General features: G+C 63.0%; 25 protein-coding genes. 23 read left to right on the forward strand and 2 right to left on the reverse strand.

The window, feature by feature from the left end; translation table 11 throughout:
* Positions 1-109: 109 nt before the first annotated feature.
* From P353_RS01230 to P353_RS01300, 15 genes are all read left to right on the forward strand, one after another.
* The gene (locus tag P353_RS01230; RefSeq protein WP_034364411.1) at positions 110-763 is read left to right on the forward strand and encodes an amino acid ABC transporter permease; all 654 of its coding nucleotides are present in this window, start codon (positions 110-112) and stop codon (positions 761-763) included.
* Entirely contained in the window at positions 744-1,520 is a 777-nt protein-coding gene (locus P353_RS01235; protein WP_420093342.1) for an amino acid ABC transporter ATP-binding protein, read from the forward strand. The genes P353_RS01230 and P353_RS01235 overlap by 20 nt, the downstream gene beginning before the upstream one ends.
* Positions 1,521-1,741: 221 nt before the next feature.
* Positions 1,742-2,554, forward strand: coding sequence for an ABC transporter ATP-binding protein (locus P353_RS01240; protein WP_034364412.1), 813 nt, complete (start codon positions 1,742-1,744; stop codon positions 2,552-2,554).
* A complete protein-coding gene (gene mlaE, locus P353_RS01245) occupies positions 2,551-3,327 on the forward strand; it encodes a lipid asymmetry maintenance ABC transporter permease subunit MlaE (RefSeq protein WP_034364413.1) in 777 nt (258 codons plus the stop codon). The genes P353_RS01240 and mlaE overlap by 4 nt, the downstream gene beginning before the upstream one ends.
* Before the next feature lie 29 nt (positions 3,328-3,356).
* The gene (gene mlaD / locus P353_RS01250) at positions 3,357-3,857 is read left to right on the forward strand and encodes an outer membrane lipid asymmetry maintenance protein MlaD (protein ID WP_034364414.1); all 501 of its coding nucleotides are present in this window, start codon (positions 3,357-3,359) and stop codon (positions 3,855-3,857) included.
* Positions 3,854-4,657 carry a VacJ family lipoprotein gene (locus P353_RS01255; RefSeq protein WP_034364415.1) on the forward strand — a complete coding sequence of 268 codons (804 nt, stop codon included), beginning with the start codon at positions 3,854-3,856 and terminating at the stop codon, positions 4,655-4,657. Before mlaD ends, P353_RS01255 begins: the two co-directional genes overlap by 4 nt.
* 80 nt (positions 4,658-4,737) lie before the next feature.
* Positions 4,738-5,370, forward strand: coding sequence for an MlaC/ttg2D family ABC transporter substrate-binding protein (locus P353_RS01260; RefSeq protein WP_034364416.1), 633 nt, complete (start codon positions 4,738-4,740; stop codon positions 5,368-5,370).
* A 19-nt stretch (positions 5,371-5,389) separates the two neighbouring features.
* Positions 5,390-5,716: an STAS domain-containing protein gene (locus tag P353_RS01265; protein WP_034364417.1), complete on the forward strand. Its 327-nt coding sequence runs from the start codon at positions 5,390-5,392 to the stop codon at positions 5,714-5,716.
* Positions 5,717-5,790: 74 nt separating this feature from the next.
* Positions 5,791-6,726, forward strand: coding sequence for an ABC transporter ATP-binding protein (locus tag P353_RS01270; RefSeq protein WP_034365393.1), 936 nt, complete (start codon positions 5,791-5,793; stop codon positions 6,724-6,726).
* Positions 6,723-7,478 carry an ABC transporter permease gene (locus P353_RS01275; protein WP_003058656.1) on the forward strand — a complete coding sequence of 252 codons (756 nt, stop codon included), beginning with the start codon at positions 6,723-6,725 and terminating at the stop codon, positions 7,476-7,478. The genes P353_RS01270 and P353_RS01275 overlap by 4 nt, the downstream gene beginning before the upstream one ends.
* Positions 7,479-7,550: 72 nt before the next feature.
* Complete coding sequence (locus P353_RS01280; RefSeq protein ID WP_034364418.1) at positions 7,551-7,793, forward strand: BolA family protein; 243 nt, start codon at positions 7,551-7,553, stop codon at positions 7,791-7,793.
* A gap of 91 nt (positions 7,794-7,884) precedes the next feature.
* Entirely contained in the window at positions 7,885-9,156 is a 1,272-nt protein-coding gene (gene murA, locus P353_RS01285; protein WP_034364419.1) for a UDP-N-acetylglucosamine 1-carboxyvinyltransferase, read from the forward strand.
* Positions 9,153-9,815, forward strand: a complete 663-nt coding sequence (hisG, locus tag P353_RS01290) for an ATP phosphoribosyltransferase (RefSeq protein WP_034364421.1) — start codon at positions 9,153-9,155, stop codon at positions 9,813-9,815. The genes murA and hisG overlap by 4 nt, the downstream gene beginning before the upstream one ends.
* A 21-nt stretch (positions 9,816-9,836) precedes the next feature.
* Positions 9,837-11,153 (forward strand): histidinol dehydrogenase, encoded by a 1,317-nt coding sequence (gene hisD, locus P353_RS01295; protein WP_034364423.1) that lies wholly within the window; start codon positions 9,837-9,839, stop codon positions 11,151-11,153.
* A 198-nt stretch (positions 11,154-11,351) separates the two neighbouring features.
* Positions 11,352-12,203, forward strand: a complete 852-nt coding sequence (locus P353_RS01300) for a hypothetical protein (protein WP_034364425.1) — start codon at positions 11,352-11,354, stop codon at positions 12,201-12,203.
* A gap of 57 nt (positions 12,204-12,260) precedes the next feature.
* Here the strand turns inward: P353_RS01300 and P353_RS01305 are convergent, their stop codons facing one another.
* Positions 12,261-12,590: a DUF2917 domain-containing protein gene (locus P353_RS01305; RefSeq protein WP_080750399.1), complete on the reverse strand. Its 330-nt coding sequence runs from the start codon at positions 12,588-12,590 to the stop codon at positions 12,261-12,263.
* Between the two features lie 129 nt (positions 12,591-12,719).
* On the opposite strand from P353_RS01305, the gene P353_RS01310 reads away from it, so the two are divergent.
* The 8 genes from P353_RS01310 to P353_RS01345 all read left to right on the forward strand — a co-directional run bounded on the left by P353_RS01310 (position 12,720) and on the right by P353_RS01345 (position 19,162).
* Positions 12,720-14,174 (forward strand): PLP-dependent aminotransferase family protein, encoded by a 1,455-nt coding sequence (locus P353_RS01310; protein ID WP_420093343.1) that lies wholly within the window; start codon positions 12,720-12,722, stop codon positions 14,172-14,174.
* A gap of 59 nt (positions 14,175-14,233) precedes the next feature.
* Positions 14,234-14,506, forward strand: coding sequence for a hypothetical protein (locus P353_RS01315; protein ID WP_034364431.1), 273 nt, complete (start codon positions 14,234-14,236; stop codon positions 14,504-14,506).
* The gene (locus P353_RS01320) at positions 14,503-14,943 is read left to right on the forward strand and encodes a PIN domain-containing protein (protein WP_034364432.1); all 441 of its coding nucleotides are present in this window, start codon (positions 14,503-14,505) and stop codon (positions 14,941-14,943) included. The genes P353_RS01315 and P353_RS01320 overlap by 4 nt, the downstream gene beginning before the upstream one ends.
* Positions 14,944-15,012: 69 nt before the next feature.
* Positions 15,013-16,131 (forward strand): histidinol-phosphate transaminase, encoded by a 1,119-nt coding sequence (hisC, locus tag P353_RS01325; protein WP_034364434.1) that lies wholly within the window; start codon positions 15,013-15,015, stop codon positions 16,129-16,131.
* Positions 16,128-16,751 carry an imidazoleglycerol-phosphate dehydratase HisB gene (gene hisB, locus P353_RS01330; RefSeq protein ID WP_003058637.1) on the forward strand — a complete coding sequence of 208 codons (624 nt, stop codon included), beginning with the start codon at positions 16,128-16,130 and terminating at the stop codon, positions 16,749-16,751. Before hisC ends, hisB begins: the two co-directional genes overlap by 4 nt.
* Before the next feature lie 81 nt (positions 16,752-16,832).
* Positions 16,833-17,501 (forward strand): imidazole glycerol phosphate synthase subunit HisH, encoded by a 669-nt coding sequence (gene hisH / locus P353_RS01335; RefSeq protein WP_034364436.1) that lies wholly within the window; start codon positions 16,833-16,835, stop codon positions 17,499-17,501.
* Between the two features lie 58 nt (positions 17,502-17,559).
* Entirely contained in the window at positions 17,560-18,303 is a 744-nt protein-coding gene (gene hisA / locus P353_RS01340) for a 1-(5-phosphoribosyl)-5-[(5-phosphoribosylamino)methylideneamino]imidazole-4-carboxamide isomerase (protein WP_034364438.1), read from the forward strand.
* Positions 18,296-19,162 (forward strand): D-hexose-6-phosphate mutarotase, encoded by an 867-nt coding sequence (locus P353_RS01345; protein WP_034364439.1) that lies wholly within the window; start codon positions 18,296-18,298, stop codon positions 19,160-19,162. The genes hisA and P353_RS01345 overlap by 8 nt, the downstream gene beginning before the upstream one ends.
* Before the next feature lie 133 nt (positions 19,163-19,295).
* Here P353_RS01345 and P353_RS01350 read toward each other — a convergent pair whose 3' ends face one another.
* Positions 19,296-20,165 (reverse strand): hypothetical protein, encoded by an 870-nt coding sequence (locus tag P353_RS01350; protein ID WP_232776189.1) that lies wholly within the window; start codon positions 20,163-20,165, stop codon positions 19,296-19,298.
* Between the last annotated feature and the right edge of the window lie 27 nt (positions 20,166-20,192).

The raw sequence follows: 20,192 nt of genomic DNA on the forward strand, positions 1-20,192 counted from the left end.
CATTGCCGGTTTTTTTTGCGACGACAATGCGTGCAAACACTTCCTTTTGCGCACGCCCGTGCCTGTGGCGGGCTTTCGATAGCTGCAGCGCCACACTGAAGGCCATTTGATGGACTATGTAATCTCGCTCCTGGGGCCCATGTCGGCTGGTGCCCTTGTCACACTCAAGCTGTTTTTCATCACGCTGGTGCTTTCCATTCCTCTGGGACTGGCGTTGGCGCTGATGCGCATCTCCAGCATCAAGCCGCTGAGCGGCGCCGTGGGCGCCTATATCTGGCTGATGCGCGGCACGCCGCTGATGCTGCAGCTGCTGTTTGTGTACTTCGCGCTGCCCTTTGTGCCCTACATCGGTGTGCGCCTGCCCGACTTTCAGGCGGCCGTGGTGGCGTTTGCGCTGAACTACGCAGCCTATTTCGCTGAAATTTTCCGCGCCGGCATCAAGTCCGTGGACCGCGGCCAGTACGAAGGCGCCAAGGTGCTGGGCATGACCTATGCCCAGACCATGCGCCGCATTGTGCTGCCCCAGATGTGGGCCCGCATCCTGCCGCCCGTCAGCAACGAGACCATCACCCTGGTCAAGGACACTTCGCTGATCTATGTGCTGGCGCTCAACGACCTGCTGCGCGTGGCGCGCGGTGTGGTGCAGCGCGACTTCAGCTTCACGCCCTTTGTCGTGGCTGCGGCCTTCTATCTGATCATGACCCTGGTGCTGACCTGGGGCTTCCAATACCTCGAGAAACGCTATGCCAAGTATGAAGCCTGATGTGATGATCTCCGCCCAGGGCATCCACAAGGCCTTTGGCGGCAATGAAGTGCTGCGCGGCGTTTCGCTGGAGCTCAAGCGTGGCGAAGTGGTGGCAGTGATCGGCCCGTCCGGATCGGGCAAGAGTACCTTCCTGCGCTGCCTCAACCACCTGGAGACGATTGACCGCGGCATCATCAGCATCGAAGGTGAGGTGCTGGCGCGCTCCGAGGGCGAGGCCAGGGCTCAGTATGTGAGCGATGCCGAAATCCGCAAGATCGGCCGCAAGATGGGCATGGTGTTTCAGTCCTTCAATCTGTTTCCCCATCTCACGGTGCTGGAAAACATCATCGAGGCGCCCATCATCGTCAAGGGCATGAAGCGCGAAGACATCATCCCCAAGGCCGAGGCCCTGCTTGCCAAGGTGGGGCTGGCCGCCAAGCGCGATGCCTACCCCAACCACCTCTCAGGCGGTCAGAAGCAGCGCGTGGCGATTGCGCGTGCGCTGGCCATGGAGCCGGACATTCTGCTGTTCGACGAGCCCACCTCGGCGCTGGACCCCGAGCTGACCGGCGAGGTGCTGCGCACCATGCGCGAACTGGCCGAGGAGCACATGACCATGCTGGTCGTGACCCACGAGATGGGTTTTGCACGCGAGGTGGCCAACCGCGTCATCTTCATGGACGGTGGCTACATCGTCGAGCAAGGCCCGTCCGAGGCGTTCTTTGCGGCGCCCCAGCACGAGCGCACCAAGGCGTTTTTGCAGAATATGTTGTAAATAAGTCGCAGCTGCCGCTGAGATTTCATATCGCAAAAAAGGCAGTTTGCGCATACACAACAAGGGCTGACAGCTCCTGAAACAGGAGTGATGGCTTTGCGCTCCAAGCCTAGCCTTGAAGAAACATTCGCGAATGTATGTTTACTTGGGGCTAACCCGAGCTTTTTGCCGAGCTTGTCGGCACAATACCAGTTTGCTTTCTCTTGAGCGGCTCTTCACGCATGTCACCCAACGCACCCTTTGTGGAACTGCGCAATGTCACCTTTGGCTATGGTGACCGCGTCATCCTGCGCGATCTGTCCCTGCAAGTGCCGCGCGGCAAGGTCACGGCGCTGATGGGCGCATCGGGCGGCGGCAAGACCACGGTGCTGCGTCTGATCGGCGGGCAGAACCACGCCCAGCAGGGGCAGGTGCTGTTCGATGGTCAGGATGTGACCACCATGGATGCGCAGCAGCTCTACGCCGCGCGTCGCCGCATGGGCATGCTGTTTCAGTTCGGTGCGCTGTTCACCGACATGAGCGTGTTCGACAACGTGGCCTTTCCGCTGCGCGAGCACACCGATCTGCCCGAAGAGCTGATTCGCGACATCGTGCTCATGAAGCTGCATGCCGTGGGCCTGCGCGGTGCGCGCGATCTGATGCCTTCCCAGGTCTCGGGCGGCATGGCCCGCCGCGTGGCACTGGCCCGCGCGATTGCGCTGGATCCCGAACTCATCATGTATGACGAGCCTTTCGCGGGTCTGGACCCTATTTCACTGGGTACCTCGGCGCAGCTGATCCGCCAGCTCAACGATGCCATGGGCCTGACTTCGATTCTGGTTTCCCACGATCTGGAGGAAACCTTCCGCGTGGCCGACCATGTGGTGATTCTGGGGGCCGGAGGCGTTGCCGCTCAGGGCACACCCGATGAGGTGCGCGCCAGCGCCGACCCGTTGGTGCAGCAGTTCATCCATGCCAGACCCACGGGACCTGTGCCGTTTCACTATCCGGGCGTCAGCGCCGACGAGGACTTTGGCAGCAGGAGGCGTGCATGAACTTTCTCGCACGCATTGGCCTGGCGGTGCGCTGCCAACTGGTCAACATGGGGATTGGCGCGCGCCTGCTGTGGCGCCTGCTGAGCTTGATGGGGCCGGCGCTGCGGCGCCCGCGCCTGATCGGCGACCAGATTCACTTTCTGGGCAATTATTCGCTGGCCATCATCGGCGTCTCCGGTCTGTTCGTGGGCTTTGTGCTGGGTCTGCAGGGCTATTACATCCTGCAGCGCTATGGCTCGGCCGAGGCGCTGGGCATGATGGTGGCCCTGAGCCTGCTGCGCGAGCTGGGGCCCGTGGTCACGGCCTTGCTGTTCGCGGGCCGTGCCGGCACGGCCCTGACTGCCGAAATCGGCCTGATGAAAGCCGGCGAACAGCTGTCTGCCATGGAGATGATGGCGGTCGACCCCGTCAAACGCATTCTGGCGCCGCGCTTCTGGGCCGGTCTGATCACCATGCCTTTGCTGGCTGCGGTCTTCAGTGCCGTCGGCGTGCTGGGAGGCTGGCTGGTGGGCGTGGTGATGATCGGCGTCGACAGCGGCGCTTTCTGGGGGCAGATGCAGCAGGGGGTGGACTGGTGGAGCGATTTGGGCAATGGCGTGCTCAAGAGCTTTGTCTTCGGCTTGGCCGTGACCTTTGTGGCCCTGCTTGAGGGCTATGCCGCCAAGCCTACGCCCGAAGGGGTTTCCCGGGCCACCACCCGTACCGTGGTCGTGGCTTCGCTGGCGGTGCTGGGTCTGGACTTCCTGCTCACCGCAACCATGTTCAGCATTTGAGGCTGCACAGCAGATAAAGGTAGAAAATCATGCAGCAAAAGAAAAGTGATCTCTGGGTTGGCCTGTTTGTGCTGATCGGTGCTCTGGCCCTGGTGTTCCTGGCCTTGCAGTCGGCCAATCTGCTGAGCCTGAACTTCCAGAAGACCTATACGATTACCGCCCGCTTTGACAATATCGGCGGGCTCAAGCCCAAGGCCGCGGTCAAGAGCGCCGGCGTGGTTGTGGGCCGCATCGAGTCCATCACCTTCAACGACCAGACCTTCCAGGCCAACGTGGCCATGAGCATGGAAACCCGTTACGCCTTTCCCAAGGATAGTTCGCTGAAAATTCTGACAAGCGGTCTGCTGGGCGATCAGTACATTGGTATTGAGGCGGGCGCCAGCGAAGAGAACCTCAAGGCAGGCGACCGCGTGACGGCTACACAGTCTGCCGTGGTGCTCGAGAATCTGATCGGTCAGTTTCTCTACAGCAAGGCGGAGCAGGGTGGTGATTCTGGTGGTGCCACAGCCAACGGGGGAGCGAAAGAATGATGACTACAACAAGCCCACAGACGAAATTGACGTCAGACAAGAACCAGGCGCTCAGGCACGTTGCGCTGGCAGCCAGTGTTTCCGTAGCCGCACTGCTGTCCGGCTGCGCCACCACCACCGCCACGGGCCCTGCCAATCCTGCCGACCCGCTGGAGTCCATGAACCGCAGCATCTACTCCTTCAACGAAGGCGTGGACGAGGCGATCTTCAAGCCCGTGGCCACGGCCTATCAGACCGTGACGCCGCGTGTGGCGCGTCAGGGTGTGACCAACTTCTTCGACAATCTCGGCGATGCTTGGTCCTTCGTCAACAATGTGCTGCAGGGTCAGGGCCAGGGTGCCTACAACTCCATGGTGCGCTTCAGCGTGAACACGGTGCTGGGCATCGGCGGCCTGTTCGACATCGCCAGCGAGGCTGGCATCGAGCGCCGCAAGCAGGACTTTGGCCAGACTCTGGGTCGCTGGGGTATGCCCACGGGGCCGTATGTGGTGCTGCCCTTCTGGGGTCCATCCACGGTGCGGGATTCGGCCGGCCTGGTGGTCGATGCCTTCGGCTATCCTGCCAACACCATGGATGATGTGCGCTGGCGCAACAGCCTGTTCGGCCTGCGCATGGTCAACAACCGTGCCAATCTGCTCAAGGCCGGCGATGTGTTGGACTCCGTTGCGCTCGACAAATACAGTCTGGTGCGCGATGTCTATCTGCGCTCACGCATTGGCGGCGCGGCGTCCGGCGGCGATGGTCGTCTCGAAAACTATGATGACGACAACGCCGGCAAGCTGCCCCCAGAAGGCCAGTGAGCCGGTAGAGCTTGGTTACAAACATGATGCACAGGCTGCGTGAGTGCGGTGACACTTGCGGGCCTAGGAGAAAAAACGCAATGAAGATTACTCGTCGCATGTGGGGCATGGCAGCAGGTGCCGTGCTCGCTCTGAATCTGGGCCTGCCCGCAGCCCGGGCTGCTGAGGAAGCGCCCGATGCGCTGGTCAAGCGCGTCTCTGCCGATGTGCTGGAGACCATCAAGAAGGATTCCTCGCTGCGCAACGGCGACTCCAGCAAGATCAATGCGCTGGTCAACGAGAAGGTCATGCCCTATGTGGACTTTCGCCGCATGACATCGGCTGCGGTCGGTCCGGCCTGGCGTCAGGCCACGCCCGAGCAGCGCCAGAAGCTGCAAGATGAGTTCAAGGCCTTGCTGATTCGCACTTATGCGGGGGCCCTGTCCCAGGTCGGCGATCAGACCATTACCGTCAGGCCCGTGCGCATGGCCGCCGGCGACACCGACGTGCTGGTGCGTACTCAGGTCAACGGCCGTGGCGATCCCGTGCAGCTGGATTTCCGTCTGGAAAAGCAGGCCACGGGCTGGAAGCTCTACAACTTCAACGTGCTCGGCGTGTGGTTGGTGGAAACCTATCGCAACCAGTTTGCGCAGGAAATCAATGCCAACGGCATCGACGGCCTGATCAAGACCCTGGCCTCGCGCAGCTCCATGCCGGCCACGGCCACCAAGTAAGCAAAGCGCTTCAGACGTCATGGCGCGCTCAGCTAGCAACCCTCTGCAACTGCCCAAGGAACTGACCTATCGTCAGGGGCGCGACTGTCTGCTGCGCCTGCGTCCGCTGGTCACGGGCCATGCGGATGCCCAGGTGGTGCTGGATGCCAGCGCCGTCAAGGTGTTTGACTCGGCGGCTCTGGCCGTGCTGCTGGGCTGCCGACGTGCTGCCCAGGAGGTGGGCAAGCAGCTCATCGTCCAGGGTCTGCCCAAGGGGCTGCAGTCCATGGCCGCGCTGTATGGCGTGGATGGCTTGCTGATGCCCGCTCCCGTACCCGATGCGGCTGCCACCGCTCAGCAGGGCTAGGCTGACGAATCACTGTGTCCGGCTAAGCCCCGCCAAGGCAGAGGCTGTGGGCAAGCCCTAGAATCATGGGCTCCATGTCCGCAGTCTCATTCCAATCCGTCTCCAAGACCTACCGCACCCCCAAGGGGGATTTCCAGGCCCTCAAATCGGTGAGCCTGGATATCGAGGAAGGTGAATTCTTCGGTCTGCTAGGCCCCAACGGCGCCGGCAAGACCACGATGATCAGCATCCTTGCCGGACTGGCGCAAGCCACGGGCGGGCGCGTGCTGGTGCAGGGCAGCGATGTGCAGGCGAACTACGCCGATGCACGCCGCAAGCTGGGCATCGTGCCGCAGGAGCTGGTGTTCGACCCCTTCTTCAATGTGCGCGAGGCCTTGAAATTCCAGTCCGGGTATTTCGGCGTCAAGAACAACGATGACTGGATCGACGAGCTGCTCGACAGCCTGGGCCTGATGGACAAGGCACACAACAATATGCGCCAGCTCTCGGGCGGCATGAAGCGTCGCGTGCTGGTGGCCCAGGCCCTGGTGCACAAGCCGCCCATCATCGTGCTGGACGAGCCCACGGCCGGTGTGGATGTGGAGCTGCGCCAGACTCTGTGGCATTTCATTGCCAAGCTCAACAAGCAGGGCCACACGGTGTTGCTGACCACCCACTATCTCGAAGAAGCCGAGGCACTGTGCAGCCGCGTGGCCATGCTCAAGCGCGGCGAGATCATCAAGCTCTCGCCCATGAGCGAGCTGCTCAAGTCGGCTTCCAGCAATGTGTTGCAGTTCAAGACCGATAGCGCCTTGCCCAAGGCAGTGGCCGACAGGGCGCGTGTAACCGGTCGAATCGTGCAGATTCCCGCCGCCCATGCCGGCGATGTGGAGCAGCTGCTGGCCGCTTTGCGCGAAGCGGGTGTGACTCCCGAGGATGTGGAGATCCGCCGCGCGGATCTGGAAGATGTGTTCATCCACATCATGAATGAAGGCTCCAGGACACAGGCTCCTGCAGGAGGTGTCCAATGAACGGTTGGCAGACCCTGCTCAAGAAGGAAGTGCTGCGCTTCTGGAAAGTGAGCTTTCAGACCGTGGCCGCACCGGTGCTCACGGCCGTGCTCTATCTGCTGGTTTTCGGCCATGTGCTCGAAGGCCGGGTCATGGTCTACGACCGCATCCCCTACACCGCGTTTCTGATTCCCGGGCTGGTGATGATGAGCATGTTGCAAAACGCGTTTGCCAACAGCTCGTCCAGCCTGGTGCAGAGCAAGATCATGGGTTCGCTGGTGTTCGTGCTGCTCACGCCGCTGTCGCACTGGGCCTGGTTCAGCGCCTATGTGGGAGCGGCCATTTTGCGCGGCCTGCTGGTCGGTCTTGGCGTGTTTGTGGTCACGCTGTTCTTTGCCGTGCCCGACTTTGCCGCCCCGCTGTGGATTCTGGTGTTCGGCTTTCTGGGTTGCGCCCTGATGGGCACGCTGGGCCTGATCGCCGGTCTCTGGGCAGAGAAGTTCGACCAGATGGCGGCTTTCCAGAACTTTCTGATCATGCCCCTGACCTTTCTGTCCGGCGTGTTCTATTCCGTACACTCGCTGCCCGGCTTCTGGCAGGCGGTCAGCCATGTCAACCCGTTCTTCTACATGATCGACGGCTTCCGCTATGGCTTCTTCGGCCAGAGCGATGTCTCGCCCTGGCTCAGCTTTGCCATCGTGGGCGCTGCCTGGCTGGCCGTGAGCGCGCTGGCCGTGCATCTGCTGCGTATCGGCTACAAGATTCGTAACTGATTTTTAGAATTGACGCAGGGCTGCTTGCGAGACAATGACCGGTTTCGCCAGCTTTGCGCTTAAAGGTTCCCCATGACTGCAGACCAACTCAAAGACCTGATCGCCGCCGGCCTGCCCTGCGAGCATATTGCGCTGGAAGGCGATGGCCGACATTGGTTTGCCACCATTGTTTCTGCGCAGTTCGAAGGTCAGCGTCTGCTGGGCCGCCAGCGTCTGGTCTATGCCACGCTGGGCAACCGCATGGCCACCGATGAAGTCCATGCGCTGTCCATGAAGACCTACACCCCGACAGAATGGGCTGCTGCCCAGGCCTGATGCGAGTCGAGACGCAAGATTGATAGCTGTCAGCGCTTGATACACAGGCGCCGAGTGCATTTTTTATACATAACATTCAAGGCTTGAAGCCATGGACAAACTCAAGATCCACGGTGGTCGTCCCCTCAAGGGCGAAGTAATCATTTCCGGCGCCAAAAACGCCGCTCTGCCTGAAATGTGTGCCGCACTGCTCACGGCCGAGCCTGTGCATCTGCACAATGTGCCGCGTCTGCACGATGTGGCCACCATGCGCAAGCTGCTGGCCAACATGGGTGTGCAGACCGAAACCCATGGCGAACGCGGCGGCATGAGCTTTGTGGCGCCCGACAGCCTGGTGCCCGAAGCGCCTTACGAGCTGGTCAAGACCATGCGCGCCTCGGTGCTGGCCCTGGGCCCGCTGCTGGCCCGTTTCGGCCACGCCAAGGTGTCGCTGCCCGGCGGCTGCGCGATCGGCTCGCGCCCCGTGGATCAGCACATCAAGGGCCTGCAGGCCATGGGTGCCATCATCACCGTGGAAAACGGCTATATGCATGCCAGCCTGCCCGAAGGCTGGAAGCGTCTGAAGGGCGCACGTATCACCACCGACATGGTGACCGTGACCGGCACCGAGAATTTCCTGATGGCCGCTGCGCTGGCCGAAGGCGAGACGGTGCTGGAAAACGCCGCCATGGAACCCGAAATCATCGATCTGGCCGAGATGCTGATCAAGATGGGGGCCAGGATCACCGGTCATGGCACCAGCCATATCGTGATTCAGGGCGTGGACAAGCTGCATGGCTGCGAGCATCAGGTGGTGGCCGACCGTATCGAGGCCGGCACCTTCCTCTGTGCCGTGGCGGCCACCAGCGGTGAAGCCTTGCTGCACCATGCGCGTGCCGACCATCTGGGCGCCGTGATCGACAAGCTCAAGGATGCGGGTGTGAGCGTGGAGTGCGTGGATGGCGGCCTGAAGGTGGCCTCCTCGGGCAAGCTCAAGGCCCAGGGCTTTCGCACCACCGAATATCCGGGCTTTCCCACCGATATGCAGGCCCAGTTCATGGCGCTGAACCTGGTGGCCGAAGGCACCAGCATGGTGACCGAGACCATCTTCGAGAACCGCTTCATGCATGTCAACGAGATGGTGCGCCTGGGCGCGCGCATCACCACCGACGGCCGCGTGGCGACCATCGAAGGCGGCAAGCGCCTGTCCGGCGCCACCGTGATGGCCACCGATCTGCGCGCTTCGGCCAGCCTGGTGATTGCCGGTCTGGTGGCCGAGGGCGAGACCATCGTCGATCGCATCTACCACCTGGATCGTGGCTACGACCGCATGGAAGACAAGTTGCGCGCCCTGGGCGCCGATATCGAGAGAATTTCCGCATGAGCACCGCAACGCCTGTGACCATCGCCCTGTCCAAGGGCCGCATTTTTGAAGAAACCGTGCCCCTGCTGGCCGCTGCCGGCATTGAGGTGACCGAGGATGTGGAAAAGTCGCGCAAGCTGATTTTCGACACCAACCGTCCCGATGTGCGCGTGGTGCTGGTGCGCGCTTCGGACGTGCCCGTCTATGTGCAATACGGCGGTGCGGACCTGGGCGTCTCGGGCCTGGACTCGCTGATCGAGCATGGCGGCCAGGGCCTGTACCAGCCGCTGGATCTGCAGATTGCCAAGTGCCGCGTCAGCGTGGCCGTGCGCAACGGCTTCGACTATCAGCTGGCCGTCAAGCAGGGCGCGCGTCTGCGCATTGCCACCAAGTACCCAGAGATTGCCCGCAACTTCTTTGCCAAGAAGGGCGTTCACGTGGACATGGTCAAGCTCTACGGCTCCATGGAGCTGGCGCCGCTGACCGGAATGGCCGATGCCATCGTCGACCTGGTGTCCACCGGCAACACGCTCAAGGCCAACGATCTGGTCGAGGTCGAGCCCATCATGGACATCAGCTCGCGTCTGGTCGTCAACCAGGCTTCGCTCAAGCTCAAGCAGGCTCCGCTGCGCCACATCATCGATGCGTTTGCGCAGGCCGTTGCCGCCAAGAACAACTGATTTTCCCCACTGGTAAATACTATGGAATTCGTAGCTGCTCCCGCCCGTCTTTCAACCGCTGATGCCCAGTTCGAGCATGATTTTGCGCAGCGTCTGCATTGGTCGGCGGACACGGACGCAGCCATCGAGCAGCGGGTGGCCGACATCCTGGCCGATGTACAGCAGCGTGGCGATGCCGCCGTGCTGGAGTACACGGCACGCTTTGACGGCCTGCAGGCCGATTCCATGGCGGCACTGGAGCTGACCAAGCAGGAGCTGAAAGCCGCCTTCGACAGCCTGCCAGCAGCCGAGCGCGAAGCGCTGCAGTCGGCGGCGCGCCGTGTGCGCAGCTATCACGAGGCGCAGAAGAAGGCCAACGGCGAGAGCTGGAGCTACCGCGACGAGGACGGCACGCTGCTGGGCCAGAAGGTCACGCCGCTGGACCGCGTGGGCATCTACGTGCCCGGCGGCAAGGCCGCCTATCCGTCTAGCGTGCTGATGAACGCCATTCCCGCCCATGTGGCCGGCGTGCCCGAGATCATCATGGTCGTGCCCACCCCTAAGGGTGAGAAGAACCCGCTAGTGCTGGCCGCCGCCTATGTGGCGGGCGTGACGCGCGCCTTTACCGTCGGCGGAGCCCAGGCCGTGGCGGCCCTGGCTTACGGCACGGCCACCGTGCCCAAGGTGGACAAGATCACAGGTCCCGGCAATGCCTATGTGGCCAGCGCCAAGAAGCGCGTGTTCGGCATCGTGGGCATCGACATGATTGCCGGTCCTTCTGAAATTCTGGTGCTGGCCGACGGCACGACCCCGCCTGACTGGGTGGCCATGGATCTGTTCAGCCAGGCCGAGCACGACGAGCTGGCCCAGTCCATCTTGCTGTGCCCCGATGCGGCCTATATCGATGCCGTCCAGGCCGCGATCGACCGCCTGCTGCCCGAGATGCCGCGCAAGGCCATCATCGCCAAGAGCCTGAGCGACCGCGGCGCGCTGATTCTCACCAAGGACATGGAAGAGGCTTGCGCCATCTCCAACCGCATTGCGCCCGAACACCTGGAAGTCTCCAGCCGCGACCCGCACCGCTGGGAGCCTTTGCTCAGGCACGCCGGCGCCATCTTCCTGGGCGCATATACGTCGGAGAGCCTGGGCGACTACTGCGCAGGCCCGAATCACGTGCTGCCCACCAGCGGCACGGCCCGCTTTTCCTCGCCGCTGGGGGTGTACGACTTCCAGAAGCGCAGCTCCATCATCGAGGTCAGCGAGGCCGGTGCCCAGATCCTGGGCAAGACCGCTGCCGTGCTGGCCTATGGCGAAGGCCTGCAGGGCCACGCCAGGGCTGCCGAAATGCGCCTGAAGTAAATCCGCCGGCGCTTGCCCATCAGCCGTGGCTTGCCCACGGCTTTTTTCATTTCCGGGCGGCTCTGAATGCCCCCCGTCTCGGGGCAAATCATCTCCAGATGTTTCCTTGCGCGGGAAAGAGCGGATTTGCTGTGACACTCGGCGGGCTGCGTAGCAGCGAAGCATTCAATATGCCAATCACAACAAGGGAGCGTGAAGATGAGTCAAGTCGTGAGTTTCTGGCGCCGAGGCGGCTGGCGGCTGCTGGGCGGATTGCTGCTGGTCGCGGGACTGGCCGCCTGCGGTGCACCGCCTTCGGCGCAGGACGCCTTGCAGGTCTCAGAGAGCGCATCGGCAGCGCCGCGCACGCCCAGGGTCGAGTCCACACTGGGCACGCAATGGGGGGAAGGGAGGGAGTCCGTCACCAAGGTGGTGCGAGCATCTCGCCTGACGCCAGAGCGTCCACGCGATGTGGGCCAGCTGCGCTATTCGGACGAGCACAGCATTCTGCGTGCGCTTGGCAGCTCCGCTGAGCGGCAGACCAATGCGCTGCTGGCCGATGGCGATGTGGAGTTGCAGGTGCTCAGCGGAAGCGGATCGGTGCTGCGCATTTTCTCCACGCGCGGAGCCAGGGACTTCCATGTCGCGGGCAGCCATGGCGAACGCTATGAACTGCTCTACATCAACCGCAGCAATCGCTTCTATGAAGTGGTGGCGACTGTCGATGGACTGGATGTGCTGAGCGGTCACCCGGGCAGCGTGAAGAGTGGCGGTTATCTGCTGCGCCCTGGCGAGCGGCTGGTGATTGACGGCTTTCGCAAAAGCGACCGCGAGGTTGCGGCATTTCGCTTTTCTGACAAGGGCAGGGCCTATGCCAACAATACGCCCGCAGGCGATGCGCGCAATGTGGGGGTGATTGGTACGGCGCTGTTTGATGTGCGCCTGGACGAGCGTGACCCGGATCTGCCTCGCCGCCCTGCACCTGCGGTGGAACTGCGCGATTCCCGTGACCCCAGCGCCTTCCCGGCCGATGGTCGCCAGTACGCACCGCCGCCCCAGTACCGTCGCTGAGGCGTGTGGCGTTCCCGTCAGAGGCCCGGCGCAGCCGGGCCTTTTTGTGGGCGGTTTTCAGGCCAATGCCGATGCCGATGCCGATGCTGCAGCTGCCGCAACAGCCTGTGATGGTGTGGCAGCGGCATCGCACCAGCGCAGGCTGGCGTCCTGAGAGTTTTGCGATCCATGGGCACCCAGGTACAGCGTGGCAGGTCCGGTTAGGCGCAGCGACTGGCCGGGGTGCAGAAAGCTATCCGCCAGCTGGCTTTCACAGGTCAGCCAGACGATGCCGCTCTGCGTCTGCAGCCAAAGGCTTTGGCCGCAGCGGATGCGCAGCATCTGCACCGGTGCTGCGGCAGGCAGGGACAAGATGTTCCAGGGTTCGGAGGTAAGGGCTGAGTGCATGCCCCTGACTGTGCAAAACAGGCGGCGATTTCACCAGCCACAGCGCGGCAGGATGTGAACGAGTACAGATGGGGGTTCCGGCGCTTCTGTACTGGTTGTGCTGCGAGTCATCTGTGCTGTATGGCTTGAATGCAGGCAGTACAGAATGGCGTGATGGAATTCGATGCATCGACACCGCGCTACCTGCAAATTGCCGGAATGCTGAGCCAGGCCATACGACAAGGCACGCTGGCACATGGAGAAAAGCTGCCGTCCGTACGCATGCTGGCACGGCAGTACGGAGTGGCGCAGACCACGGTGGTGCAGGCCTACCATTGGCTGGAAGATGCGCGGCAGATCACGGCGCGGCCACGCTCCGGTTTTTTTGTTGCGCCGCGCGCTGTGCAACTGCCCGAGCCCAAGATTGCCCGTCCCATGCGTCGGCCGCGGGCCGTTTCGCTGGACTGGCTGGGCCAGCGTGTTCTGGGGCGTGAGCAGCCCGAAGGCATGGTGTCGTTCAGCAGCGGCACCCCTGGCATCGATTTGCTCAACCCCGACCGTGTACGCCGCGCGCTGACCCGTGCCGTGCAAAAGCACCGCCATCTGCTGTGCACCTATCCAAGCTCGGACGGTCATGAAGAGGCACGCCGCGCGCTGGCGCGCTATGCAGTGGGGCTGGGATGCAGTCTGGACCCGGAGCGCATTCTCATGACCGGCGGCTGCATGGACAGCGTTGCCCTGTGTCTGCGCGCAGTCACCGAGCCCGGCGATGTGGTGGCGCTGGAGTCGCCCACGCATTTCTCGTTTCTCGAGGTGCTGCAGGCCTTGCAGCTGAAGGCGCTGGAAATTCCCTGTCACCCGCGCCATGGCATTTCACTGGATGCGCTGCAACTGGCGCTGGACACCCAGCCCGTCAAGGCGCTGCTGCTGGTGCCCACGCTCAGCAACCCGCTGGGCAGTTGCATGCCCCAGGCAGAGCGCAGGCGCCTGGTGCAATTGGCGGTGCAGCATGATCTGCCCGTGATCGAGGATGCCATCTACGCCGATCTGGCGGAAGGCGACGCCATGCGCCGCAGCGTCAAATCCTATGACAGCACGGGGCAGGTCATGCTCTGTCACTCGTTTTCCAAGACGCTGGCGCCGGGCCTGCGGCTGGGCTGGCTGGAGGCGGGACGCTGGACGGACAGGCTGCGCCACATCAAGGAGATGCAGGCTGGTGGCCAGTCGGCCGTGCTGGAGCTGGCGCTGGCCGATCTGATCTCGCAGGCAGGCCATCACGCCGCCATGCGTCAGCTGCGCGCCGCCATTGCCGCGCGGGTGGAGCAGGCGCGGCAGGTGATTGCACAGAGCTTTCCGACAGGCACGCGGGTCAGCGATCCGCCCGGCGGCCTGTTGCTGTGGCTGGAGCTGCCTGCGCCGCTGGACGCTGCGGCCTTGCACCAAGCCTGTCTGGCGCAGCAGATCTTGATAGCGCCCGGCGCGCTGTTTGGCGCTGCAGGGCGCTTCAAGCAAGGAATACGCGTAGGTCTGGGAGGGGACTGGACGCCGCAGCATCTGCAGGCCTTGCGGCAGGTGGGGACGATGGCCTGTTCCATGCTGGGTTGATTGCGCTATCGGCTTCACACGAATTTCGTGTGACACGAATTTCGTGTACCATTCGTTCCATGAAGAACGTCACCATCACCGTCGAAGACAGCGTGCTTGACTGGGCTCGCATTGAGGCGGCCAGGCGCGGCAGCAGCGTCTCGCGCATGCTGGGTGACTTCATGGCCGAGATGATGCAGCGCGAGGATGCCTACGAGCGTGCCTACCTGGCCTGGCGCACCGATGAGCGCACCTGGCAAGCTGCCGCTCAGTCGGCAAAATCCCTGACGCGCAGTGCCAGTAGCAAACGGGCTGCAGCGCACAGCAATGCCGAAGCCGAGGTGGCCAAGTGAACCCCGTGTTTGTCGATACCTCGGTGCTGATTGCCGCGGAAGATGCGGCTGGCGGTGCGCTGTATGCGGCCACGCTGCAATGGCTGGATCTGCTGTGGCGCAGCCGCAGCGGCCGCACCAGCAACCAGGCGCTGGTGGAGTTCTATGACCAGGCCACCACCGCAGCCCTGCCCCTGCCTCAGGGCGATGCCCGTGCTGCCATCCGTCGCTACCAGACCTGGACGCCCTGGAAGACCGACGCCGCCACGCTGGAGACGGCCTGGGCCGTACAGGCCCGCCATGCGCTGGACTTTGGCGACTGCCTGGCCGTGGCCTGCGCCCAGCACAGCGGCTGCAACCAGATGCTGAGCCTGCATCTGCCCCATGGGGCAGAGTTTGGCGGCGTAACCGTGGTGCACCCGCTGGAGCAAGCCGCCACGCAGAATCTTGAGGCTTGAGCGCCACAATCGCAGCGATTGGTATCGACTGCATTGGCCAACGCAAGCCTTGTGTGAAGGAGTGAACCCATGACTGCCCAAGACATCCAGACCAAAGCCCTGCAACGCATCCGCGCCGATGTGCGCGCCATGCAGGGCTACCATGTGCAGCCCGCGCAAGGCCTGCTCAAGATGGACACGATGGAGAACCCATACCGTCTGCCGCCCGAGCTGCAGCAGAAGCTGGGCGAGCATCTGGGCGGCCTGGAAATCAACCGCTACCCTGGCGAGCGTCAGGAAGTGCTCAAGCAGATGCTGGCCGACTACGCCGGTGCTCCGGCCGGCACCTCGGTGCTGCTGGGCAATGGCTCGGACGAAATCATTACCTTGCTGGCACTGGCCACGGCCCAGCCTTGCAACAATGCCCGCGCCAAGATGCTGGCACCCATGCCGGGCTTTGTGATGTATCCGCTGTCTGCCAAGCTGCAGGGCCTGGATTTCGTGGGCGTGAATCTGACGAGCGACTTCGACCTCGATGTGCCGGCCATGCGGTCCGCCATCGCCGAGCACCAGCCTGCCATCACCTATATCGCCTATCCCAACAATCCCACCGCCACGCTGTGGGCCGAGGACAAGGTCCAGGCCGTGATCGATGCCGTGGCCGAGGTTGGCGGTCTGGTCGTGATGGACGAGGCCTACCAGCCCTTTGCCAGCCGCAGCTGGATCACCCGCATGAAGGCCGACCCCGCGCGCAACGCCCATGTGCTGCTGATGCGCACGCTGTCCAAGTTCGGTCTGGCCGGTGCGCGCCTGGGCTATCTGATCGGCCCATCGGCCATCGTCAACGAGATCGACAAGGTGCGCCCGCCCTACAACATCAGCGTGCTCAACTGCGAGACGGCGATTTTTGCGCTGCAGCACGAGTCCCTGTACGCCGAGCAGGCGGCTGCCATCCGCGCCGAACGCCAGCCGCTGATCGATGCTCTGGCCCTGCTGGATGGCGTGCAAAAAGTCTGGCCTTCCGAAGCCAATATGGTTTTGCTGCGCGTGCGCGATGCCGGCAAGGCTCAGATCGAGATGAAGCAGCGCGGCGTGCTGGTCAAGAACGTATCGGCCATGCACCCCTTGCTGCACAACTGCCTGCGCCTGACCGTGGGCACCCGCGAAGAAAACGCCCAGATGCTGGCGGCACTGAAAGAAAGCCTATGAGCAATATCGTCCCCTCCATCGCCCAGAACCTGCCGCGCATTGCCGAAGTGCAGCGCAACACGGCCGAGACCCGCGTTGCCGTGCGCGTCAACCTCGACGGCACGGGCAAGGCCAGCCTGAACTCCGGCATCGGCTTTCTCGACCACATGCTGGACCAGATCGCGCGCCACGGCCTGATCGACATGGACATCGAATGCGCGGGCGATCTGCACATCGACGGCCACCACACGGTGGAGGACATCGGCATCACCCTGGGCCAGGCCTTTGCCAAGGCCATCGGCGACAAGAAAGGCATTCGCCGCTACGGTCATGCCTATGTGCCGCTGGACGAAGCCCTGAGCCGCGTCGTCATCGACTTCTCGGGCCGTCCCGGTCTGCACATGGATGTGAAGTTCACCGCCGGCAGCATCGGTCAGCTCGATACGCAGCTGGTCTTCGAATTCTTCCAGGGCTTTGTCAATCATGCCGGCGTGACGCTGCACATCGACAACCTGAAGGGCTTCAACGCCCACCACCAGTGCGAAACCATCTTCAAGGCCTTCGCGCGTGCCATGCGCTTTGCGCTGGAGCATGATGAGCGCATGGCCGGCGTGATTCCCTCGACCAAGGGTGCTCTTTAATCAGGAGCGTCTTGCGCTTGTTCACAAAGTATTTCAGAGCTTTTTGTCTATAAAAGCCAATCTCTATAAGCGGTAGCTGCTATGAGTTTGAAGAACAACACCGTGGCCGTGGTCGATTACGGCATGGGCAATCTGCGTTCGGTCTCGCAGGCGGTGCGCACGGCCGCAGCCGATACCGGCTGGGACGTGGTCGTCACGGCCGATCCCGAGGTGGTCCATGCGGCCAGCCGCGTGGTCCTGCCCGGTCAGGGCGCCATGCCTGACTGCATGCGCGAGCTGCGCGAATCGGGCCTGCAGCAGGCCGTGCTCGATGCCGCCGTCAACAAGCCGTTGTTCGGCGTCTGCGTGGGCATGCAGATGCTGCTCGACCACAGCGATGAAGGCGATGTGCCGGGCCTGGGGCTGATTCCCGGCAATGTGCGCAAGTTCGATCTGCAAGGCAGGACGCAAGCCGACGGCAGCCGCTTCAAGGTGCCGCAGATGGGCTGGAACCAGGTGCAGCAGACGCAGCAGGGCGGCAAGCCCCATGCGCTGTGGACCGGAATTCCCGACGGCAGCTTCTACTACTTTGTGCACAGCTTTTATGCACTGGTGCAACAAAGCGCGCATTGCGCGGCCGAGACCGACTATGGCGGCCTCTTTGCATGTGCCGTCGCACGCGATAATATTTTCGCAACCCAGTTCCACCCCGAGAAAAGCTCGGACCAGGGGCTGGCGTTGTTCCGCAACTTCCTGGGCTGGAAGCCCTGAAGTTTTTCTTTATGCACTGGCCAATTCTGACGGCCATCTTTGCTAGCAGATCACCATCATGTTGCTCATCCCCGCTATCGACCTCAAGGACGGCCACTGCGTACGCCTGATTCAGGGTGATATGGACCAGTCCACCACCTTCGGTGAAGACCCCGCAGCCATGGCCACCAAGTGGCTGGATGCCGGCGCCCGTCGCTTGCATCTGGTGGACTTGAACGGCGCCTTTGCGGGCCAGCCCAAGAACTTGTCGGCCATCAAGAGCATCCTCAAGGAAGTCGATGGCGAGATTCCCGTGCAACTGGGCGGTGGCATCCGTGATCTGGACACCATCGAGCGCTACATCGATCTGGGCATCGAGTACCTGATCATCGGCACCGCTGCCGTGAAGAACCCCGGCTTCCTGCAGGATGCCTGCAGCGCCTTTCCCGGCCACATCATCGTGGGCCTGGACGCCAAGGACGGCAAGGTGGCGATTGACGGCTGGAGCAAGCTCACCGGCCAGGATGTGATCGAGACTGCCAAGCGCTTCGAGGACTGGGGCGTGGAATCCATCATCTACACCGACATCGGTCGTGACGGCATGCTCAGCGGCATCAACATCGACGCCACCGTCAAGCTGGCCCAGTCGCTGAAGATTCCGGTCATCGCCTCGGGCGGTCTGGCCGGCATGGCCGACATCGAAGCGCTGTGCAAGGTGCAGGGCGAGGGCGTGGAAGGCGTTATCTGCGGCCGCGCCATCTATACCGGCGATCTGGACTTCACAGCCGGCCAGGAGCGTGCGGACGAGCTCACGGGTGAGTGATTTGACGTTTCAGGCCCAGGTCGTTGACTGGAAAGGACTCCCTGCCATTGCCTTGAAGCTGGGTCAGGGGGATTCGGTGCTGATCTGCCTGCAGGGCGCCCAGGTGCTGTCCTGGGTCGGCCAGGGGCAGGAGCGCCTGTTCCTCAGTCCCAGGGCAGCCCATGACGGCCACAGCGCCATTCGCGGCGGCATTCCGGTCTGTTTTCCGCAGTTCAACCAGCGTGGTCCCTTGGTCAAGCATGGCTTTGCGCGCCTCAGCCACTGGCAGGCCGATGCTGCGCGCCCATTGGGCGAGGATGGTGTGCAAGTCTCCTTGCGCCTGACGGACAGCGAAGCATCGCGCGCGGTCTGGCTGCACGCCTTTGAAGCAGTGCTCACGATTGAGCTCAGGCCCGGCGTGTTGCGTGTGGAGCTGGCCGTGCATAACCGCGGCCGCCAGGACCTGTCTTTTACCGCAGCCTTGCACGGTTATCTGCGTGTGCCCCAGGTCGAACAGGCCAGCCTGCATGGCCTCGAAGGTCTGAGCTACTGGGACGCGGCTGCGGCTCAGCCGAACACCCATGTCACGCAGGAGGGCAGCGTCAGCTTCGGTGCGGAGACCGATCGCGTCTATCCACGTGCGGCGCAAGCCCTGCAGCTGCAAAGCTCGGGTCAGCCCTGGCTGCAGCTTGCCCAGGATGCATCCTGGAGCGAAACCGTGGTCTGGAATCCAGGCCCTGCTCTGTGCGCCACGCTCAAGGACATGGAGGCTGACAGCTGGCAGCAGATGCTGTGTGTGGAGGCCGCGGCCATCGATGCACCTGTGGTTCTTGCACCCGAGCAGCGCTGGAAGGCGGCGCAGACCTTCGAATGCTTTTGAAGCGCTGAGCGGGGCGGGGTGATGTCACCCGAGCCTGGGCCTGCCCGTATGCGCAGAGCCGCTGGCTGTCAGTCTGCTCAGCCCTGTTGCCGGCTCCATGGGCCGCAGCTGTAGAGGCAGGGCGGACGGCGACTCATCGGGATTTGGTGCTCAGAGCATCCGCCAATGCATCGACCAGAGGCGGGTTCAGATAATGCGGGCCGTCGAATGCGAAGACCGTCCAGCCTTGGTAGGCCGTCAGCTGCGGCAGAAATTCCTCTGCCATGGCGCTGCGAAAGCCGCCGCCCGGCGCAGGTCGGAAGGCCTCGGCAATCACCCGTACCCGCGCCTGGCCCAGATGGGCGGTCAGCATCTGCAGGTATTCGCGTGCCACGCTGGGAGTGCGCGCGTGCACGCCGACTCCATCCTGGAAAAACACGCCCACGTCTTCAGGTATCCAGCGCATGATCCAGTCAACCAGCGCCTGGGGACCCATATTGGCATTGTCATAGGCGCTGATCCACAGCGGACGCGGCAGCTTGTTGAGAACTTCGGTGAGAAGACTGGGCGCAGCCCAGGTCGGATCGACCTCGACCGGGAAGTACCAGCCGGCAACCCGCAGTGGCAGCGCTGTGATCGCTGCTTTCAAGGCATATGACTGCATTGCCAGATCCGCGAGACTGGCGCGGGCCTTTGCCTCGTCATGCATGCCGGCCAAGCCGAGAATCAGCTCCTGCGCCCAGGGTTCTGCAGCGATGCGCTCCCAGTCCGGGAGATTGCGGCTCATAGAGGGCAGGTAAGTGCCGGGCACCAGGCTCAGATTGTCCACGGCCGTCCATTGCACCAGCAGGCGGCGGATGCCCAGACGCTGCCATGACCCATGGGGTCGCAGAGTATCGGCACTGGGCTGCCAGACCATGCCGGGCAGACGCGGACCGGGCTTGGCCTGTGCCTCGGGCAGGCTGCAGCTCAGCGCCCAGGCCAGGCCCAGCGCCTCGCGTCTGGTGCATTGTTCCATCGTCATATCTATTGATCGAGCCGCTTTCTCCTT

The sequence above is a fragment of the Comamonas testosteroni genome (assembly GCF_000761245.1).
Classification (GTDB): Bacteria; Pseudomonadota; Gammaproteobacteria; order Burkholderiales; family Burkholderiaceae_C; genus Comamonas; species Comamonas testosteroni_C.

What these genes read in the sequence shown, in the direction of transcription:
- P353_RS01230 (WP_034364411.1), top strand. Translation starts at nt 110, where the DNA reads ATGGACTATGTAATCTCGCTCCTGGGGCCCATGTCGGCTGGTGCCCTT.
- P353_RS01235 (WP_420093342.1), top strand. Translation starts at nt 744, where the DNA reads ATGCCAAGTATGAAGCCTGATGTGATGATCTCCGCCCAGGGCATCCAC.
- P353_RS01240 (WP_034364412.1), top strand. Translation starts at nt 1,742, where the DNA reads ATGTCACCCAACGCACCCTTTGTGGAACTGCGCAATGTCACCTTTGGC.
- mlaE (WP_034364413.1), top strand. Translation starts at nt 2,551, where the DNA reads ATGAACTTTCTCGCACGCATTGGCCTGGCGGTGCGCTGCCAACTGGTC.
- mlaD (WP_034364414.1), top strand. Translation starts at nt 3,357, where the DNA reads ATGCAGCAAAAGAAAAGTGATCTCTGGGTTGGCCTGTTTGTGCTGATC.
- P353_RS01255 (WP_034364415.1), top strand. Translation starts at nt 3,854, where the DNA reads ATGATGACTACAACAAGCCCACAGACGAAATTGACGTCAGACAAGAAC.
- P353_RS01260 (WP_034364416.1), top strand. Translation starts at nt 4,738, where the DNA reads ATGAAGATTACTCGTCGCATGTGGGGCATGGCAGCAGGTGCCGTGCTC.
- P353_RS01265 (WP_034364417.1), top strand. Translation starts at nt 5,390, where the DNA reads ATGGCGCGCTCAGCTAGCAACCCTCTGCAACTGCCCAAGGAACTGACC.
- P353_RS01270 (WP_034365393.1), top strand. Translation starts at nt 5,791, where the DNA reads ATGTCCGCAGTCTCATTCCAATCCGTCTCCAAGACCTACCGCACCCCC.
- P353_RS01275 (WP_003058656.1), top strand. Translation starts at nt 6,723, where the DNA reads ATGAACGGTTGGCAGACCCTGCTCAAGAAGGAAGTGCTGCGCTTCTGG.
- P353_RS01280 (WP_034364418.1), top strand. Translation starts at nt 7,551, where the DNA reads ATGACTGCAGACCAACTCAAAGACCTGATCGCCGCCGGCCTGCCCTGC.
- murA (WP_034364419.1), top strand. Translation starts at nt 7,885, where the DNA reads ATGGACAAACTCAAGATCCACGGTGGTCGTCCCCTCAAGGGCGAAGTA.
- hisG (WP_034364421.1), top strand. Translation starts at nt 9,153, where the DNA reads ATGAGCACCGCAACGCCTGTGACCATCGCCCTGTCCAAGGGCCGCATT.
- hisD (WP_034364423.1), top strand. Translation starts at nt 9,837, where the DNA reads ATGGAATTCGTAGCTGCTCCCGCCCGTCTTTCAACCGCTGATGCCCAG.
- P353_RS01300 (WP_034364425.1), top strand. Translation starts at nt 11,352, where the DNA reads ATGAGTCAAGTCGTGAGTTTCTGGCGCCGAGGCGGCTGGCGGCTGCTG.
- P353_RS01305 (WP_080750399.1), bottom strand. Translation starts at nt 12,590, where the DNA reads ATGCACTCAGCCCTTACCTCCGAACCCTGGAACATCTTGTCCCTGCCT.
- P353_RS01310 (WP_420093343.1), top strand. Translation starts at nt 12,720, where the DNA reads ATGCAGGCAGTACAGAATGGCGTGATGGAATTCGATGCATCGACACCG.
- P353_RS01315 (WP_034364431.1), top strand. Translation starts at nt 14,234, where the DNA reads ATGAAGAACGTCACCATCACCGTCGAAGACAGCGTGCTTGACTGGGCT.
- hisC (WP_034364434.1), top strand. Translation starts at nt 15,013, where the DNA reads ATGACTGCCCAAGACATCCAGACCAAAGCCCTGCAACGCATCCGCGCC.
- hisB (WP_003058637.1), top strand. Translation starts at nt 16,128, where the DNA reads ATGAGCAATATCGTCCCCTCCATCGCCCAGAACCTGCCGCGCATTGCC.
- hisH (WP_034364436.1), top strand. Translation starts at nt 16,833, where the DNA reads ATGAGTTTGAAGAACAACACCGTGGCCGTGGTCGATTACGGCATGGGC.
- hisA (WP_034364438.1), top strand. Translation starts at nt 17,560, where the DNA reads ATGTTGCTCATCCCCGCTATCGACCTCAAGGACGGCCACTGCGTACGC.
- P353_RS01350 (WP_232776189.1), bottom strand. Translation starts at nt 20,165, where the DNA reads ATGACGATGGAACAATGCACCAGACGCGAGGCGCTGGGCCTGGCCTGG.